Raw genomic sequence first — 15,808 nt, forward strand, 5'->3', positions numbered from 1 at the left:
CGGCTCGTCCGCCGCCCGCGCCGACCCCGGGCGGCCTGGCCTTCGCCTTCACCGTCACCGCGGCCGGACCGGATCGAGGTCGTTGGGCGGCGGTGGCGGGGTGGCGGGTGCGCCGCTCGCCGCCCTGGTGTAGCGGCGGGCCAGATGCGCGAAGGCCTCCCTGAGCTCGGCCGGGCCGACGACCTCGATGTCGGCGTCGAACCTGCCGATGGCGGCGGCCAGGCCGGGCCACGACCACGAGCCCAGGACGAGCCGGCAGCGGTCCGGGCCGAGCTCCTCCACGATCCCATCGCGGGTGTAGCGGGACACGGCGGCGGCGGGCAGGCCAAGGATCACCTCACCGCGGCAGGGCCAGTCGCCGGAGCCCTCGAAGCCCCGGAATCGGCCGGCCACGAAGGCGGCCACATCACCTCCGGGCAACTTGCGCGAGGTGAAACGCGGCCCCGTAGGGGAGCGCGGGCTGATCCGGTCGACACGGAAGGTACGCCAATCCTCGCGGTCGAGGTCCCAGGCGACGAGATACCAGCGCCCGCCCCAGGTGACCAGATGATGAGGCTCCACCCGGCGCGGCGGCGTCAGCACGCCGTCGTCCGCTTCCTCCCGGGACGCGGCCGCGTAGCCGAAGCGCAGCACCTCACCGGCGTGAACGGCGGCGCTGAGCGCCATGAGCACGCTGCTGTCAACCTGTGCGCCCGGCCGCGTCGCGGGCCGCTCGACAGCGGTGACCTGGAGGGTGTCGATCCGGTGGCGCAGCCGCCCGGGCATGACCTGCCGGACGGTGTTCAGCGCACGCGCTGCGGCCTCCTCGATGCCGGCGCCGGTCGCGGTGGCTGTCTGGAGAGCCACCGCGAGGGCGACGACCTGATCGTCGTCGAACAGCAGCGGCGGCATCTGCGAACCGGCATCGAGCCGGTATCCGCCCTCGGGCCCCTTGAACGTCGTGATCGGGTAACCGAGCTCGCGGAGACGGTCGACGTCACGCCGGACCGTGCGCGCACTGACGTCCAGCCGCGCGGCCAGGTCCTCGCCCGACCGGTGACGACGGGTCTGCAGCAGCGAGAGAAGCGCGAGCAGCCGCGCGGACGTCTTCGGCATGAGACTCATCCTGCCCCCAGTAGAGGACACATCCTGTCCGCTACCCATGGGAGCGTGAGGTCACCGACGCCGGCCGAGGCCGGACAGAAGCACGATCACCACAGGTCACCACCCATGAAGAGCGTCTGCCCGCTACGGCGGAGACGGTGACCCGTGGGATCGCTGGAACGCCCATCGCCGGGGCGGGCAACCGCCGCCGCGACGCATGCCCGGCTGCTTCCGCCCCCGAACTCGTCCGGCGCCTGTCCGACCCATCGAATGCCAGGAGTCATCATGTCCATCACCACCACGACCCACTTGAACTTCCGCGGCGACGCCCGCGCCGCGCTCGACTTCTACCACTCCGTTTTCGGCGGACACGTCGTCGCCGTCACCTACAAGGACGCGGGCAACGCGCAGACTCCGGACGAGGCGGACTGGGTGATGTGGGGCCAGGTGATCGCCGACAACGGCTTTCACATCATGGCCTACGACGTGCCCTCCCACACCCCCTGGAACCCCGGCGAGAACGCCGTCTTCGTCTCCGTACGCGGCGACGACACCGACGAGATCACCGCCCTCTGGGACAAGCTGACCGCCGGCTCGACGATCGTGCGGCCGCTGGAGCCCGCGCAGTGGGCGCCTCTCTACGGCATGCTCAAGGACCGCTTCGGCGTCGTCTGGGTTCTGGACGTCGCGGCACCCTACAACGGCTGAGCACAACGACCGACCTCCCCCGCAGAGGGGGGCGGCGGGCATCCGCCTGCCTGCCGCACCCCTCCGCCTTTCCATCCCGCTCCTGCCCGTGCGCCGGGAACGGGACCGCCGGCGAGGCCGCGAGACCCCACCGAGCGGCCCCATCGAATCGAAGAGGAATCGGATCACTGTGAGAACGCGAGAGCTGGGGCGAACCGGCATCGAGGTCAGCGCCTACTGCCTGGGCACCATGATGTTCGGCCCAGTGGGCAACCCCGACCGCGACGACTGCGTCCGCATGACCCACCGGGCGCTGGACGCCGGCATCAACTTCGTCGACACCGCCGACGTGTACGGCTACAGCGAGACCGAGGAGATCGTCGGCAAGGCCCTCAAAGGCCGGCGTGACGACGTCGTGCTGGCCACCAAGGTCAACGGTCGGATGGGCGAGGGCCCCAACCGCCACGGCAGCTCACGGCGCTGGATCATCGCCGAGGTCGAGCACTCGCTGCGACGCCTGCAGACCGACTACATCGACCTCTACCAGATCCATCACCCCGACCCCCGCACCGACATCGAGGAGACCCTGTCCGCGCTGACCGACCTGGTGCGCAGCGGCAAGGTCCGCGCCATCGGCTCCTCCAACCTGCCCCCCTCCGAGATCGTTCAGGCGCAGTGGGTGTCCGAACGGCGTGCTCTGCACCGGCTGCGCACCGAGCAGCCGACATACTCCATCCTCAACCGCGGAATCGAACGAGAGGTCCTGCCCGTCTGCCGGAGCTACGGCCTGGGCGTGCTGGTGTGGGGCCCCCTGTCGTCGGGCCTGCTGACCGGCCGCTACCGCAAGGGCGTACCCCGGGCGGACAACGCCAGGATGCACTGGGTGCCCAAGCACCTGACCGACGAGCGCAAGCTCGACGCCGTCGAACAGCTCATCACCGTGGCCGAAGAAGCCGGCATGTCCCTGACCCACATGGCGATGGCCTTCGCCACCACCCACCCCGACATCAGCGCAGCCATCATCGGCCCCCGCACCGTGGAACAGCTCGAGGATCTGCTGGCCGGCGCCGCCATCACACTCGGCGACGACATCCTCGACAAGATCGACGAGATCGTCCCGCCCGGGACCGACATCGGCCCCCTCGACATCGCCCACGACCCGCCGGCCATCACGCATCCGGCGCTGCGCAGGCGCCCGGCCGGCGACCGGGCCGCGGCCTGACACCATGACGGTCCTCGACAGCCGCGCTCTCAACCGCGCCACGCTCGCCCGGCAGTTCCTGCTCGACCGCGCCGACCTACCGGTCCTCGACGTCGTCGCGCACGTGTGCGGCCTGCAGGCGCAGGAGCCGCAGGAGCCGTTCGTCGGGCTGTGGTCGCGGGCGCGAGCCTTCCGCCCCGCGGCCTTGGACGCTCTGCTGACCGGACGAGACGTGGTGCGCACCCATCTCATGCGCCGCACCGTCCACCTCCTCGCCGCCGGCGACGCCATCGCCTGGCGGGCCCGCCACGACCTCATGCTGCGCCAGCGGGTGCTCGGCACCTACCGCCGCGAGCTCGCCGGGGTGGACCTCGACGAGCTCGCGGCGGCGGGCCGGGCGGTGATGGCCGACGGCGAGCCGCGCTCGATGGGCGAACTCGCGCGGGCCCTGGCCGGCCGCTGGCCGGAACCGGGACCGCGGGCGCTGGGAGAGATGCTTGTCGCCGCCCTCGTCCCGATGGCGCAGCTGCCGCCGCGCGGGCTGTGGCGCACGAAAGCGGGGGTGCGTAACGTCACGCTCTCCTCATGGCTGGGGCGAGAGATCGACCCGCCGGCCGCGGACGGCACCGATCCGGTGGGGGAGACGCTGGTCCGGCGGTACCTCGCCGCGTTCGGCCCCGCCGCCGTGGCCGACCTGCGCGCCTGGTGCGGCCTGGCCGGACTGCCGGCCGCGGTGGCCTCGATCCGCGGAGAGCTGGTCTCCTTCCGCGACGAGCGGGGCCGGGAACTGCTCGACCTCCCCGGCGCGCCCCGCCCCGACCCGGACACACCCGCCCCGGTGAGATTCCTGCCGGCGTTCGACAACACGATCCTCGGCTACCACGACCGCGGCCGGATCATCGACGACACCGACCGCGGCCTGTCGGTCGCCGGTGCCCGCATGGTCCTTGTCGACGGCCGGGTCGCCGCGACCTGGACCGTCGAGGACGACACCGTGATCGTCACCCCGCTGCGCTCCTTCTCCCGCGCCGAGCGCGACACGGTGGCCGAAGAGGGCCAGGCATTGGCGTCGTTCCTGTCCGAGGGCGACAGCGACCGCGTACGGCTGTCGCCGCCGGGAGCCGGCCCTCGGAGTGTGGAGGAACGGGAACGTACGCCAAGGCTCGTTCGCCGGGCTCGCTGACAGTGCGCGCTCTTGGTCGAGCGGGGGCGCTCGCGCCGGTTTCCGGTCCACCGCCCCAGCCGCCTTCGGCGGCGCGTTCACGAGTGAAGGACGACGTCTGCCGCGGGCGGGGGCCGGTCAGAACCGGTAGCGGAGGATGCGGGCCCCTTGCCGCGACAAGGCCGTACTGCGGGCGGTGAGACGGGTGAGCGCGCGAAGCGGTTGCGGGAACCGGGCCACCTCCGGTGCGCGGGCGAGGATCTGCTCCTCGATCAGTTCGAGGCCGGCGTCCCAGGACTCCGGTTCGTGGGGGTCGTCGAAGCCCTGGGCGGCTTTGATGCCGAGCGCCTTGATGGTCGGGTGATACTTCATGGCCCAGGCGGCGAAGCGGGTGTAGCCGTTGAGCGCGAGCTCGCCCGAAGGGAAATGGCCGGCCAGCGCGCGGGTCATCGCCTGGAAGGAGTCGCCGGGCATGAAGGGGAGCAGCCCCTCGGCGACGATCATCGCCGGGCGGTGACCGGGGATGGCTGTGAGCCAGTCGGAGCGGGTGAGGTCGGCTCCGACCAGGTGGGAACGGCCGGGCAGGCATTCGGCCCGCAGGTGCACCACGTCCGGGAAGTCGATGTCGTACCAGTCGACGCCGGGCGGGGGATCACAGCGGAACACCCTGGTGTCCAGGCCGCAGCCCAGGTCGAGCACCACGCATCCGGGGTGAGTGGCCATGAAGGCGCGGACGACACCGTCGAGCTTGTTGGCGCGCAGTGCCGTGGTGAGGACGAGGTTCGGCTTGACCTGCAGCTTGCCGAAGTCGTAATCGATGGTGCCGGCCAGGTCGGCGGAGAGGGTGTCGCCGAGGATCGGGCTGGGCCGCCCGGCGTCCAGGGCTCTGGCGTAGAGAGTGAGCAGCAGCGTTTCCTGGATCAGCCCGAGCTTGGGTTGCCGGCGGTGCATGGGAATTCCTTAACGGCGTAGCGGATGACGGGCCGCGAGGTTCTGCAGCCACGTCAGGGAGTCGTGGGCGGCCTTGATGCGCTCGGTACGGTGCCCGTCGCTGCCCGCGATGTCGAGCCCTTCGTCGGCGATCTCGCCGAACGCGCTCAGGCTTTCGAGCTTGCGCTGGATGACCTTCTGCCAGGCGTCGTCTTCGATGCGGTAGTAGGAGACGCGATCGCCGGGCCTTCTCACCTTCTTGACCAGGCCGATGGCCGTGAGAAACCGCATGTTCGAGGTGAGCGAGGCCCGGCTGGCCTGGATGACCTCCGCGATCTGCCCGGCGGACTGCTCGGCCGGATCGCAGATCATGAGCCAGCCGAGGATGCGTCCGGTGATGGGCGGCAGCCCCCACTCCTCCACGCAGAAGGCGGCCACCCGCTCCACCCAGCGCAGCAGCCGGTCCTGCTGTTCCTCACTGCTCATCGTCGCGTCCTCCCTTGTCGATCGCGTGCCGGTTCACTGTGTCATGGCGGCCACCGACTCGTAGGTGGGTGCCGGGGTGATGGCCGCGAGCCGGGTCCTGCGCAGGTGAAGGTCGAACCAGTCGATCGCGAGCGCCATCGCCTCCTCCAGGCCCGGGCCGGTGTAGAGGCCGAGCACGTCGTAGGGCAGCACCGCGAGCCGCTTGGGCTCGCCCGCCCTGGCGAAGGCGCTTTGCGCCTCCTCGAGCATGTGGTACGGGTCCCAGCCGCCGTTGGCGATCATCAGCAGCGGCGTCGGAGCGAGCCGGTGGATGAGGTTCTCCGGTGCGAAGGTGAGCAGGTGCTCGGCTGAGTCGAGGGTCTTCTCGTTGCGGTAGGTGGGAAACAGGCGAGTCGACATGTCCGGGGTGTCCTTCACGCTGTCGCCCTCCAGCGTCAGGTGCGGCACGCGAGCGCTCTGCCCGCCTTCGTAGCGCCGCTGCCAGTCCTGCTGCAGTCGGTCGCGCAGCGCGTGGACACCGGCACGGCCCAGGAGGCGTTCCATGTATCGCCATCCGTTCCACACGCTGGGGCTCTGCACGACGACGCACTTGATGCGCCGATCGAGCACGGCGGCCTGGGCCGCCACCGAGCCGCCGATGCTCACCCCCCACACCCCGATCCGCTCTGGCCGCACTTCGGAACGGGTCTGCAGGTAGGACACGGCGCTGCGGAAGTCCTCCACCTGCCGCTCCGGGTAGTCCAGGCCGCGCGGCTCGCCTTCGCTGGAGCCGACCGTGCGGTAGTCGATGGCCAGCACCGCGAAGCCGGCCTTGACGAAGTAGGGCGCGAAGAACGCCAGCGCCTCTTTGACCATCACCCCGCTGTGCCCGAGCACCAGCCCGGGGACCGGGTCGCTCGTCTCGGGCAGGTAGAGATCGCCCGCGCAGCGGGTGCCGAGGCTGTTGAAGGTCACGTGTTCCACGGCTTGCTCCGTACTTGTTGGCTAGTTATTTCAACCATGACTGAAATAGCTAGCAATGTCAATCTTAGAGGCCGCATCTACGGAAGAGGGTTGCCCGCCGCCGGTCACCTCGGGGCGTCCACGAAGCGTTGGGGAACTCGTCTTCGGGCGGCTCGGTCCCGGAAAAGCCTGACGTTCTTTGTCAGGTATTTCTGTGAGCATTCCTGCCATGGAGAAAACGCTGAGAGGGAAGGTTGCCCTGGTCGCGGGGGCGACACGGGGCGCGGGCCGGGGCATCGCCGTCGAGCTGGGCACAGCGGGGGCCACGGTCTACGTGACGGGGCGCAGTACGCGAGAGCACCGCTCGGAGATGGACCGGGTGGAGACGATCGAGGAGACCGCCGATCTCGTGACCGCTGCCGGCGGTCAGGGGATCGCCATCCAGGTGGATCACCTGCAGAAGGACCAGGTGGAGTCCCTCATCCAGCAGATCGACCGCAAGCACGGGCGGCTGGACATCCTCGTCAACAACATCTGGGGCGGCGAACTGCTCTTCGGGTGGAACGAGAAGGTGTGGGAGCACTCGCTCGACAAGGGCCTGCGCGTCCTGCGCCTCGCGATCGACACCCACATCATCACCAGCCACTACGCTCTGCCGCTGATGATCCGGGAGCCGGGCGGCCTGGTCGTCGAGGTCACCGACGGCACCACCGCCTACAACGCGGAGAACTACCGCATCTCCGTGTTCTACGACCTGGCCAAGACCTCGGTGAACCGCTTGGCGTTCGCGCAGTCGAAGGAGCTGGCGCCGTACGGGGTGACCGCCGTTTCCCTGACACCGGGCTGGATGCGCTCGGAGATCATGCTGGATGTGTACGGCGTCACGGAGGCGACCTGGCGCGACGCGCTGGACAGAGAACCGCATTTCGTCATCTCGGAAACGCCTGCCTATGTGGGGCGTGCGGTCGCGGCACTCGCGGCCGACCCCGAGGTCGCGCGGTGGAACGGGCAGTCGCTGTCCAGCGGGCAGCTCGCCGGTGTCTACGGCTTCACCGACGTGGACGGAAGCCGGCCCGACGCGTGGCGCTACGCCGTCGAGGTCCAGGACGCCGGCAAGCCTGCCGACGCGACGGGTTACCGCTGACCGCGGTACATCCGGGCGAGCCGGTCCGCCGCCTCCGCCATGCGGGTGCGCAGTTGCGGAGGGTGGAGCACCTCCACCTCCGGGCCGAGCCGTAGCAGCACGTCATAGGCGACGTCGAGGGATTCGACGGGCAGCGACGTCGTCACCCGTCCCTGCCCGTCGGGCCTCCCGGCGGCTTTGTGCGCCTGTTCGAAGGCGGGTGGCTCGACGGCGAACCGCAACGCTCGCATCCCCCTCGGACTCAACCGAACGGTGACGTGCTCAGCCAGCAACGAGGCGACGAACTGTGCGGTGTGCTCCGCCCAGAACCCAGGGAGATCGAAGGACTCATCACGGTCGAACGATGTCTGAGCCGGCTCGACGGCAACGATCCGGTCCACACGGTAAATCCGATAGTCCCCCCGCACCCGGCCCACGAGATACCAGACACCCGCCTTGAGCACGAGCCCGTATGGATGCACCCCACGAGACACCTCCTGACCGTCCTCCCGGCCCCGGCGGTAGCGCAGCTCGACGGCCTGGTCCCCCCAGACGGCCTGCGCCAGACCGGCCAGCAGCGGCGGCGGATCGGCGGCGGCGAACCAGCCGGGAACGTCCAGATGAAACCGTTGCCCGGCCCGCGCCGGGGCGTCGTGCAACGCGGCCGGCAGCGCCGCGATCACCTTCAGCCGCGCACCGGCGACGGCATCGGCCAGCCCCATCTCCCGGGCCGGACCCGGCAGTCCGGAAAGGAACAGCGCCTCGGCCTCCGCGCGGCTCAGCCCGGTCAACCGGGTCCGGTAGCCGCCGATCAGGCGGTAACCGCCATTTCGCCCCTGCTCGGCGTAGACGGGTACGCCCGCCGCCGAGAGTGCCAGCACGTCCCGATACACCGTCCGCTCGGACACTTCCAACTCACGCGCGAGTTCCGCGGCCGTCATCACCTCACGAGATTGGAGCAGCAACACCAAGGAGATCAGCCGAGATACACGCATCCCCTCATCTTGTGAGATGAGCGTGTCCGCTACTCGTCCGGGCCGGCTGGACCGGCAGCCGCGCAGAAGGCGGTGACCTGCCGGGCCGCTCCTCGTTCGTGAGTTGCCAGAGCACGTGTGGCCCGGCGGGCGTGCGATAGGTTGCCCGCCATGACCGAGCTCGGACCCGTCGACTGGCCACCTGCCCCGATACGGACCCAGCGGCTCCTGCTCCGTGAACCCGAGGCCCGCGACCGCGCGGCGATCATCGAGCTGTTCACCTCGCCAGAGGTGGGCCTCTACCTTGGTGGCCCTCGACCGCGTGATGAGTTCGCGCGTACGGTGCCTGAGACGCCCAGGCGGCGCCCTGGGCTTTTCGTGGTCGATCTCGACGGAGCGATGATCGGCATCGTCACACTCGACCGGCGCGACGCGGAGCGTCCGGGTCACGTCCGTCCGGATGCCGGTGAGGCCGAGCTCGGCTACATGTTCCTGCCGGAGGCGTGGGGATGTGGGTACGCCGCCGAGGCGTGCGCGGCGGCACTCGACTGGTTCGCCGGCGTGCTTCCCGCCGAGCCGGTGGTGCTCTGCACCCAGACCGCCAACCACCGCTCGATGCGCCTCGCGGCGAAACTGGGGTTCACCGAGGTGGAGCGGTTTGAGGAGTACGGCGCCGAGCAGTGGTTCGGCGTGTGGTCCTCGGTCACACCGTCTGGCTGAGCTCGTGCTCCGAAAAGGGTGAGGCGCCGGTCCAGTGCACGAGCTGTCGCGCGGGGTGCCGCGCTCAGTCACACAGGGCCGTCAGTCACACAGGGCCCGGGTCAGGCGCCGGGACGCGAACCAGACCCCCGCCCCGGCCAGCACCACCAGATAGGCCGCGTGACCCAGCAGCCCCCATTCCAGCACTCCCATGCACAGACCGCGCACCAACTCCACCGCGTGATAGAGCGGCGTGAGCTGGATCAGCACCTCGACCCCGACCGGATAATCCCGCACGGGGGAGAACGTCCCCGAAAACAGGAACAACGCGAACTGCCCCGTGCCCATCAGGTCGAAATCCTGCCAGCCGCGCATCAGCGTGCTGACCGCCATCCCCAGACCGCCGAAGGCCAGCCCCACCAGCACGGTCGCCGGAAACGCCGCCACCGCCCACGCGGGCTCCGCCAGCCCCATCACCACCATCACCACCAGGAAGATCGCGGTGTAGAGAGAGCCCCGGACGATCGACCAGACCAGCTCACCCACCGCGATCTCAACGGGCCGCACCGGCGTCGCCAGCACCGCCTCGAACGTCTTCATGTACTTCAACTTGAAGAAAAAGTTGAACGTCGTCTCCGCCAACGCCCCCGACATCGCCGACACCGCCAGCATCGCCGGCGCGACGAACGACGCGTACGACATGGTCCGCCCGTCCACCGTCAGATCACCGACCAGCGCACCGACGCCGACACCGATCGACAGCAGATACAGCAGCGGCTCGAAGAAACCCGACACCAGCACGATCCAGTACGACGGCCCGGACCGCAGCGCCCCCACGTTCCGGCCGATCACGGCGCCCACCCGGCCGGGGGAGACCCGGGACGCCACCAACGTCGTCACCATCAGTCCTCCAGCCTCCTGCGGAACGCCCGCACCGCCAGGAAAAGACCCGCCGCCGCCCACACCAGCAGATACCCGGCATGCACCACGACCGGCCAGGCCGGGGCCCTGCCGAGCGTCGCCGCCCGGCACAACTCCACCGCATGCCACAACGGCGAGGCGTACGCCAGCGGGCGCAACACCGCCGTGAGCTGCTCAACCGGGAAGAACACCCCGGCGAACAACGTCGAGGGAAGCACGACGAAGCGGAACAGTATCGAAAAGTAACTGTCATGATCGATCGTGGCGGCGAACGCGATCACCGGCGCCGACACCGACACCGTGAGCACCGCGCACACCACGGGAGTGACCAGCGCCCACGGCGAATGCAGCCCACCGAAGAACACCACCACCACCAGGAACGCCACGACCGCGATCGTCACCCGGAAGACCAGGTAGAGCACGTGGCCCCGGACCATGTCCACCGGCTCCACGGGCGTGGCCCGCATCGCGTGATAAGCCCGGACCCACTTGAAGTCACCCAGCACCGAATAGGTCGACTCGCCGATCGCGATCTGGAAGGCCGTCGACGCGAGCACCCCCGGCACGATCCACGACAGGTAATCGACCCCCTGCACCCTGCCGACATAACCACCCACGCCGATCCCGATGCTCAGCAGGAACAGCACCGGAAGCACGAACGAGGAGAACACCGACGCCTGCCACAACCGCCGGTACAACGTCAGATGCCGCTCCAGCACCGCCAGTGTCGGACGCACCCCATGGGCCACAGCCATCTCACTCCACCAACGTCCGGCCCGTCAGATGGAGGAACACATCCTCCAGCGTCGACCGCCGCACCAGCACGCTCGACGGCTCCACCCCCCGCCGATGCATCTCGGCCAGCGCGGCGTCGCCGTCGTCCACGTACACCAGCACCCGATCCGGCAGCGGATCGACCCGCTTGCCCACCCCCTCCAACGCCGCCGCATACCGCGACCCCGCCTCGGGCATGCCGGGAAAACGCAACTCCACGACCTCGGCCGTCGAATAGGTCTCGATCAGCGACCGCGGCGACCCCTCCGCCACGATCCTGCCCCCGTCCATCACGACCAGCCGGTCGCACAACTGCTCGGCCTCGTCCATGTAATGCGTCGTCAGCACCAGCGTCGTGCCCCGCTGCTTGAGCCGGAACAGCCGCTCCCACAACAGGTGACGAGCCTGCGGGTCCAGCCCCGTCGTCGGCTCGTCAAGCAGCACGAGATCGGGCTCGTTGACCATCGCCCGCGCGATCGTCAGCCGCCGCTTCATGCCACCCGACAGCGGCTCCACCTTCCCACTCGCACGGTCGGAAAGCTGCACGAACTCCAGCAACTCATCGGCCCGCCTGCGGCTCTCCGCCCGCGACAGCCCGAAATACCGGGCGTAGGTCACCAGATTCTCCCGCACCGTCAGGTCGGGATCGAGGTTGTCCAGCTGAGGACACACCCCCAGCCGCGCCCGGATCCGCGGCCCGTCGTGCACGGCGTCCATGCCCAAAATCCGCAGCTCCCCGGCGGTCGGCGTGGACACGCAGCCGATCATCCGCATGGTGGAGGACTTGCCGGCCCCGTTGGGCCCGAGAAAACCGAACGCCTCTCCCGGCGCCACCTCGAGGTCGATCCCGGCGACGGCGGTGAACTCCCCGAAGCGTTTGACCAGGCCACGCGCGTAGATCAACGGTTGATCAGCCACGATCCGAGACCCTAACCAACGGCCCCGACATTTCCGCAACAGGTTATCCGCGCCCCCGGCGCGGGGTCCTGCCCCGCCTCCACGCCGACCACGCGGAAACCGTCAGACCGCCACCTCATCCAGCAGAATCCGCGCCAGCTCCCGCGGCCGGGAGAACATCGGCCAGTGCCCGGTGTCCATCTCCACCAGCCGCCAGCGCCCGCCCGCCAGCAGACGCCGCACCACGTCATCCGCGTCATCCAGGTCATCGGGCCCTCCATCGTCGTACCGGCACCCGACGTACGTCGCGGGCAGCTCGTCGAGCGGCCGCACGAGCACCGCCGGTTCGACCAGCGTGGCGCCCGGATGCGGCGCCACCTCCGCCCACGCCCCCAGCCGCGCTCCGGCCACCAGTACGAAGTCCGCCATGGCACACACCGTAGCCAGCCCCGCCGGCGGCTCCGCGCCCCGGCGCGGGGCCCATATCCGGGCACCCTCCGATGGCCGTACGCTGACTTGCGTGAACACGTTCGAGCTGGGCACCGACGGCCCGCGAGTGATCCTCGTCGGCATCGACGGCTCGGAGACCTCCCTGCGCGCCGCCGCCTACGCCTGGGGGCTCGCCCGCCGCCAGGGCTCGCACGTCGTCCTCGTCTACGTCACCAATCCCGGAGCGATCAGCACGATGATGCCGGCCGCGTCGGCCTCGGTGATCGAGGCGGGGGAGGAGGTCGCCGCGGACCTCCGCCGGCAAGTGGAACGCTTCGCCCAGACCACCCACTCGCGTGTCGACTACACCTTCCGCACCGAGTACGGCGACGCCGCCGGCGCCCTCGCGAAGATCGCCGACGAGATCAGAGCGGACGCCGTCGTGGTGGGAGCCTCTACCCAGGCCGGCCACCGCTTCATCGGCTCGGTCGCGTTGCGCCTGGTCCGCGCCGGCCGCTGGCCGGTCACCGTCGTCCCCTGATCCGCCCCGCGTAGCCGGACCGCGGACCGGCTCAGCGGCGCTCCGGCCCGGACACGTCCAGCGCCCGCAGACCCTCCAGCACCCGCAGCAACGTCGCCTCGTCCGGGCCGTCCGCCCGCGCGGCCACCGGATGCCGCCGGGCCCGCCGCGGCAGCGTCCCCGAAGACGCTTCCGAAGACGTCCCCGCGGTCACCGGCTCCCGCCGCTGCGCCGTCAACGCCCCCGGCCGCACCCGCGGCCCGTCACCGGCGTCCGCGGCGCCCCCCGCCGAGGACGGCAGCGCCGCCTCCACCGGCACGATGGCCAGCTCACACCACACGATCTTCCCCCGGTCCGGCGCCGAGTAGTGGCCCCAGCTCCGGGCCAGGCTGCCGACCAGCGCGAGCCCTCGGCCGCTCTCGCCCAGCTCGACCCCCGCCTCACCGTCCACATCGCCCTCCGCCGCGCCGAGCGACACCGGTTCGCCGTCGCTGACGTCCCACACCTCGATGAACAGGCTGCCTCGCCCCGGCGCCACCCGGACCCGCAGCGCCACCGTACGCAGGGCCACCGGGAACATCGACGAGGCCATCGGCGGACTGACGACGGCGTCCGTCGCCCGCACCGCGTTCGTCACCAGCTCCGAGACCACCAGCTCCGCCGTCTCGGCCAGATGCGCGAGCTCCCACCCCCGCAACTGGCACCGTACGAACGCGCGCGCCCGGCGCGGGGCGGTCGCGCCCGACCCGAACGCCCTGTACGCGCTGCTGCGGCCCTCCTGCGAAGGGAAAGGAGAGGTCAGCATTCCGCTGAACGGGCCTGGACGGACCGGTCGACGACGACCGGGACGGCCGGTCGGGGAGAACCCATGCCTCCGATCCTCTGTCATGAACGCCGGTAAAGTGACCGGCTTCACGGCATTCGCAGAATTTTCATCCTCCAGTCACCGCCATACCTGACAGAAGACGACAGGAAAACGCGCCACGCTGGACACATGAACGCACACGCCACCGGCACCTTCGACATCACCAGCTGGAACGAACTGGCCACCGACGAGAAGGAAGGCGCCACCTTCGGCCGCAACCACATCACCAAGACCTTCCACGGCGACCTCGTCGGCACGAGCACCACCGAGATCCTCACCGTCATCACCCCCGACGGCCCCGCCGCCTACGTCGGCGTCGAACACTTCGCGGGCACCCTCCACGGACGCAAAGGCACCTTCGCCCTCCAGCACAGCGCGGCCAGCCACAACGGCGAACAATGGATGAAATGGCAGATCGTCCCCACCAGCGGCACCGGGGAGCTGACCCGCCTCACCGGACAGGGCACCATCCGCGTCGAAGACGGCCACCACTATGTCCTCGACTACACCCTGCCCGACGCCTAACCCGCTCTCATCCGGGTAGCCGCCGGTCCATGGTGAAATCCGCTGACCGGCGAACCACGGACGAGGCCGCCGCCCCGGCAGAGCCCGCCTCCGCCACCCCCCGCACCGCGGCACGCCCCACCGGCCGCACCACTGACGGCCACACCAGGGCCCCGCGCGTCGCCGTCATCGCGCACCGCAAGAAGACCCTCGGCGGCGGCCTCGACGAGCTGCGCAAGCTCATCACCGGCTACGACGTCGCCGACCTGCTCTGGTACGAGGTCCCCAAGAGCAAGAAGGCCCCCAAGAAAGTCCGCCAAGCCCTCAAGGACGGCGCGGAGCTGTTCTTCCTCTGGGGCGGCGACGGCACCGTCCAACGCTGCGTCGACGCCCTCGCCGGCAGCGGCGCCACCGTCGCCATCGTCCCCGCCGGCACCGCCAACCTCCTCGCGCGCAACCTCGGCATCCCCGAAGACCTGCCCGAGGCCGTACGCATCGGCTTCGAGGGCCGCCGCGCCAAACTCGACCTCGGAAAGATCAACGGCGAGCACTTCGCGGTCATGGCGGGCGTCGGCCTCGACGCCGAAATGATCGCCGACGCCGACCGCGGCCTCAAGGACCGCCTGGGCCGCCTCGCCTACATCTGGACCGGGTTACGCCACGTCGGCGGCGCCGTCACCCCCATGAAAATCAAAATCGACGGCACCGACTGGTTCGAGGGCGACGCCAGCTGCGTCCTCGTCGGCAACGTCGGCACCGTCACCGGCGGCATCGACGTCTTCGAAGACGCCCGCTCCGACGACGGCTGGCTGGAAGTCGGCGTCTCCACCGCGGAAGGCCCCGTCCAATGGGCCCGGACCCTCGGCCGCATGAGCGCCGGCAACGCCGAGAAATCCCCCTTCGTCCGCATCACCCGCGCCAGAAAGATAACGGTCAAACTTCAGGACCCCAAGACGTACGAACTGGACGGGGGAGCCCGCGACCAGGCCAGAAACATCAAGGTCAAAGTCGTCCCCCAGGCCATCACGGTCTGCCTGCCCGACACCACCGCATGACCACCGCGGCCCCCGCGCACGACCGACGAGAGCATCAGCCGAGGGACAGCCCCGCGGCCGGAGTCACCCGGGCGGCCCGGCGTGCCGGGCCGACAGCGGCGACAAGCCCGGCAAGGGCGACGATGACAACCACGACGACGAGCGACCACCAGGGGACCCGCATGGCGGCGCCGCGCAGAGCCCGCGTCACCACCGTCTCGTAGCCCACCCAGGCGAACCCGACGCCGATCACGGTGCCGAGCACAGTGGCCACCACCGACAGCAGCACCGCCTCGGTCGCCAGCATCCACCGCAGCCGCCTGCGGGTGAGCCCGAGCGTGCGCAGCATCGCGTGCTCGCGGGCCCGCTCGAGCACGGAGAGCCCCAAAGTGTTCGCGATCCCGATCAGCGCGATCACGACGGCGATCCCGAGCAGTCCGAGCGCCGACCAGGTGTGGGTCCCCAGCTGCCGGCGGCCACGGTCGGTTCGCTGTAGGCCATGCCCGCAGTCAAGGCGACGCGGTGTTGCCGGCACGTATGAGTTTCCGATACGCCGACGACATGCGCCCACCCGTAG

At 70.1% G+C, this 15,808-nt stretch carries 19 protein-coding genes; 8 read left to right on the forward strand and 11 right to left on the reverse strand.

Annotated elements, in window-relative coordinates; genetic code table 11:
• Positions 1-54: 54 nt before the first annotated feature.
• On the reverse strand, positions 55-1,095 hold the full coding sequence (locus tag AB0O28_RS09110; RefSeq protein ID WP_363637966.1) for a WYL domain-containing protein: 1,041 nt from the start codon (positions 1,093-1,095) through the stop codon (positions 55-57).
• A 273-nt stretch (positions 1,096-1,368) separates the two neighbouring features.
• On the opposite strand from AB0O28_RS09110, the gene AB0O28_RS09115 reads away from it, so the two are divergent.
• The 3 genes from AB0O28_RS09115 to AB0O28_RS09125 all read left to right on the forward strand — a co-directional run bounded on the left by AB0O28_RS09115 (position 1,369) and on the right by AB0O28_RS09125 (position 4,154).
• Positions 1,369-1,791 carry a VOC family protein gene (locus AB0O28_RS09115; protein WP_363637968.1) on the forward strand — a complete coding sequence of 141 codons (423 nt, stop codon included), beginning with the start codon at positions 1,369-1,371 and terminating at the stop codon, positions 1,789-1,791.
• A 169-nt stretch (positions 1,792-1,960) separates the two neighbouring features.
• Positions 1,961-2,992 (forward strand): aldo/keto reductase, encoded by a 1,032-nt coding sequence (locus tag AB0O28_RS09120; protein ID WP_363637970.1) that lies wholly within the window; start codon positions 1,961-1,963, stop codon positions 2,990-2,992.
• Between the two features lie 4 nt (positions 2,993-2,996).
• Positions 2,997-4,154 carry a winged helix DNA-binding domain-containing protein gene (locus AB0O28_RS09125; protein ID WP_363637972.1) on the forward strand — a complete coding sequence of 386 codons (1,158 nt, stop codon included), beginning with the start codon at positions 2,997-2,999 and terminating at the stop codon, positions 4,152-4,154.
• 117 nt (positions 4,155-4,271) lie between these two features.
• Here the strand turns inward: AB0O28_RS09125 and AB0O28_RS09130 are convergent, their stop codons facing one another.
• From AB0O28_RS09130 to AB0O28_RS09140, 3 genes are read right to left on the reverse strand one after another with little or no spacing between them, the layout of a single operon-like run.
• A complete protein-coding gene (locus AB0O28_RS09130; protein ID WP_363637974.1) occupies positions 4,272-5,084 on the reverse strand; it encodes a class I SAM-dependent methyltransferase in 813 nt (270 codons plus the stop codon).
• Between the two features lie 9 nt (positions 5,085-5,093).
• A complete protein-coding gene (locus tag AB0O28_RS09135) occupies positions 5,094-5,549 on the reverse strand; it encodes a transcriptional regulator (protein WP_363637976.1) in 456 nt (151 codons plus the stop codon).
• A gap of 33 nt (positions 5,550-5,582) precedes the next feature.
• On the reverse strand, positions 5,583-6,512 hold the full coding sequence (locus tag AB0O28_RS09140; RefSeq protein WP_363637978.1) for an alpha/beta fold hydrolase: 930 nt from the start codon (positions 6,510-6,512) through the stop codon (positions 5,583-5,585).
• 208 nt (positions 6,513-6,720) lie between these two features.
• On the opposite strand from AB0O28_RS09140, the gene AB0O28_RS09145 reads away from it, so the two are divergent.
• Complete coding sequence (locus AB0O28_RS09145; RefSeq protein ID WP_363637980.1) at positions 6,721-7,635, forward strand: SDR family oxidoreductase; 915 nt, start codon at positions 6,721-6,723, stop codon at positions 7,633-7,635.
• Here the strand turns inward: AB0O28_RS09145 and AB0O28_RS09150 are convergent.
• Complete coding sequence (locus AB0O28_RS09150; RefSeq protein ID WP_363637982.1) at positions 7,626-8,609, reverse strand: YafY family protein; 984 nt, start codon at positions 8,607-8,609, stop codon at positions 7,626-7,628. The two genes, AB0O28_RS09145 and AB0O28_RS09150, sit on opposite strands and share 10 nt — an antisense overlap.
• A 150-nt stretch (positions 8,610-8,759) precedes the next feature.
• On the opposite strand from AB0O28_RS09150, the gene AB0O28_RS09155 reads away from it, so the two are divergent.
• Complete coding sequence (locus AB0O28_RS09155; protein WP_363637984.1) at positions 8,760-9,308, forward strand: GNAT family N-acetyltransferase; 549 nt, start codon at positions 8,760-8,762, stop codon at positions 9,306-9,308.
• Positions 9,309-9,389: 81 nt separating this feature from the next.
• Here AB0O28_RS09155 and AB0O28_RS09160 read toward each other — a convergent pair whose 3' ends face one another.
• From AB0O28_RS09160 to AB0O28_RS09175, 4 genes are all read right to left on the reverse strand, one after another.
• Positions 9,390-10,190 carry an ABC transporter permease gene (locus AB0O28_RS09160; protein WP_363637986.1) on the reverse strand — a complete coding sequence of 267 codons (801 nt, stop codon included), beginning with the start codon at positions 10,188-10,190 and terminating at the stop codon, positions 9,390-9,392.
• A complete protein-coding gene (locus AB0O28_RS09165; protein WP_363637988.1) occupies positions 10,190-10,963 on the reverse strand; it encodes an ABC transporter permease in 774 nt (257 codons plus the stop codon). Before AB0O28_RS09165 ends, AB0O28_RS09160 begins: the two co-directional genes overlap by 1 nt.
• A gap of 1 nt (position 10,964) precedes the next feature.
• Positions 10,965-11,900, reverse strand: coding sequence for an ABC transporter ATP-binding protein (locus AB0O28_RS09170; RefSeq protein ID WP_363637990.1), 936 nt, complete (start codon positions 11,898-11,900; stop codon positions 10,965-10,967).
• A 102-nt stretch (positions 11,901-12,002) separates the two neighbouring features.
• Entirely contained in the window at positions 12,003-12,308 is a 306-nt protein-coding gene (locus AB0O28_RS09175; RefSeq protein WP_363637992.1) for a hypothetical protein, read from the reverse strand.
• Positions 12,309-12,399: 91 nt separating this feature from the next.
• On the opposite strand from AB0O28_RS09175, the gene AB0O28_RS09180 reads away from it, so the two are divergent.
• Positions 12,400-12,849, forward strand: a complete 450-nt coding sequence (locus tag AB0O28_RS09180) for a universal stress protein (protein ID WP_363637994.1) — start codon at positions 12,400-12,402, stop codon at positions 12,847-12,849.
• Between the two features lie 31 nt (positions 12,850-12,880).
• On the opposite strand, the gene AB0O28_RS09185 is transcribed toward AB0O28_RS09180, so the two are convergent.
• Complete coding sequence (locus AB0O28_RS09185) at positions 12,881-13,633, reverse strand: ATP-binding protein (protein WP_363637996.1); 753 nt, start codon at positions 13,631-13,633, stop codon at positions 12,881-12,883.
• Between the two features lie 189 nt (positions 13,634-13,822).
• Here AB0O28_RS09185 and AB0O28_RS09190 point away from each other — a divergent pair, with 189 nt between their 5' ends.
• Both AB0O28_RS09190 and AB0O28_RS09195 read left to right on the forward strand, forming a co-directional pair.
• Positions 13,823-14,218, forward strand: coding sequence for a DUF3224 domain-containing protein (locus tag AB0O28_RS09190; RefSeq protein WP_363637998.1), 396 nt, complete (start codon positions 13,823-13,825; stop codon positions 14,216-14,218).
• 29 nt (positions 14,219-14,247) lie between these two features.
• Positions 14,248-15,252, forward strand: coding sequence for a YegS/Rv2252/BmrU family lipid kinase (locus AB0O28_RS09195; RefSeq protein ID WP_363638000.1), 1,005 nt, complete (start codon positions 14,248-14,250; stop codon positions 15,250-15,252).
• Positions 15,253-15,286: 34 nt separating this feature from the next.
• Here AB0O28_RS09195 and AB0O28_RS09200 read toward each other — a convergent pair whose 3' ends face one another.
• Positions 15,287-15,802, reverse strand: coding sequence for an ABC transporter permease (locus AB0O28_RS09200; protein WP_363638002.1), 516 nt, complete (start codon positions 15,800-15,802; stop codon positions 15,287-15,289).
• Positions 15,803-15,808 lie beyond the last annotated feature (6 nt).

Origin of the sequence: Microbispora sp. NPDC088329, assembly GCF_040685655.1 — a bacterium.
GTDB lineage: Bacteria > Actinomycetota > Actinomycetes > Streptosporangiales > Streptosporangiaceae > Microbispora.

Coding starts and splice junctions, on each gene's coding strand:
- AB0O28_RS09110 (WP_363637966.1), bottom strand. CDS start 1,095: ATGCCGAAGACGTCCGCGCGGCTGCTCGCGCTTCTCTCGCTGCTGCAG.
- AB0O28_RS09115 (WP_363637968.1), top strand. CDS start 1,369: ATGTCCATCACCACCACGACCCACTTGAACTTCCGCGGCGACGCCCGC.
- AB0O28_RS09125 (WP_363637972.1), top strand. CDS start 2,997: ATGACGGTCCTCGACAGCCGCGCTCTCAACCGCGCCACGCTCGCCCGG.
- AB0O28_RS09130 (WP_363637974.1), bottom strand. CDS start 5,084: ATGCACCGCCGGCAACCCAAGCTCGGGCTGATCCAGGAAACGCTGCTG.
- AB0O28_RS09135 (WP_363637976.1), bottom strand. CDS start 5,549: ATGAGCAGTGAGGAACAGCAGGACCGGCTGCTGCGCTGGGTGGAGCGG.
- AB0O28_RS09145 (WP_363637980.1), top strand. CDS start 6,721: ATGGAGAAAACGCTGAGAGGGAAGGTTGCCCTGGTCGCGGGGGCGACA.
- AB0O28_RS09150 (WP_363637982.1), bottom strand. CDS start 8,609: ATGCGTGTATCTCGGCTGATCTCCTTGGTGTTGCTGCTCCAATCTCGT.
- AB0O28_RS09155 (WP_363637984.1), top strand. CDS start 8,760: ATGACCGAGCTCGGACCCGTCGACTGGCCACCTGCCCCGATACGGACC.
- AB0O28_RS09160 (WP_363637986.1), bottom strand. CDS start 10,190: ATGGTGACGACGTTGGTGGCGTCCCGGGTCTCCCCCGGCCGGGTGGGC.
- AB0O28_RS09165 (WP_363637988.1), bottom strand. CDS start 10,963: ATGGCTGTGGCCCATGGGGTGCGTCCGACACTGGCGGTGCTGGAGCGG.
- AB0O28_RS09175 (WP_363637992.1), bottom strand. CDS start 12,308: ATGGCGGACTTCGTACTGGTGGCCGGAGCGCGGCTGGGGGCGTGGGCG.
- AB0O28_RS09185 (WP_363637996.1), bottom strand. CDS start 13,633: ATGCTGACCTCTCCTTTCCCTTCGCAGGAGGGCCGCAGCAGCGCGTAC.
- AB0O28_RS09190 (WP_363637998.1), top strand. CDS start 13,823: ATGAACGCACACGCCACCGGCACCTTCGACATCACCAGCTGGAACGAA.
- AB0O28_RS09195 (WP_363638000.1), top strand. CDS start 14,248: ATGGTGAAATCCGCTGACCGGCGAACCACGGACGAGGCCGCCGCCCCG.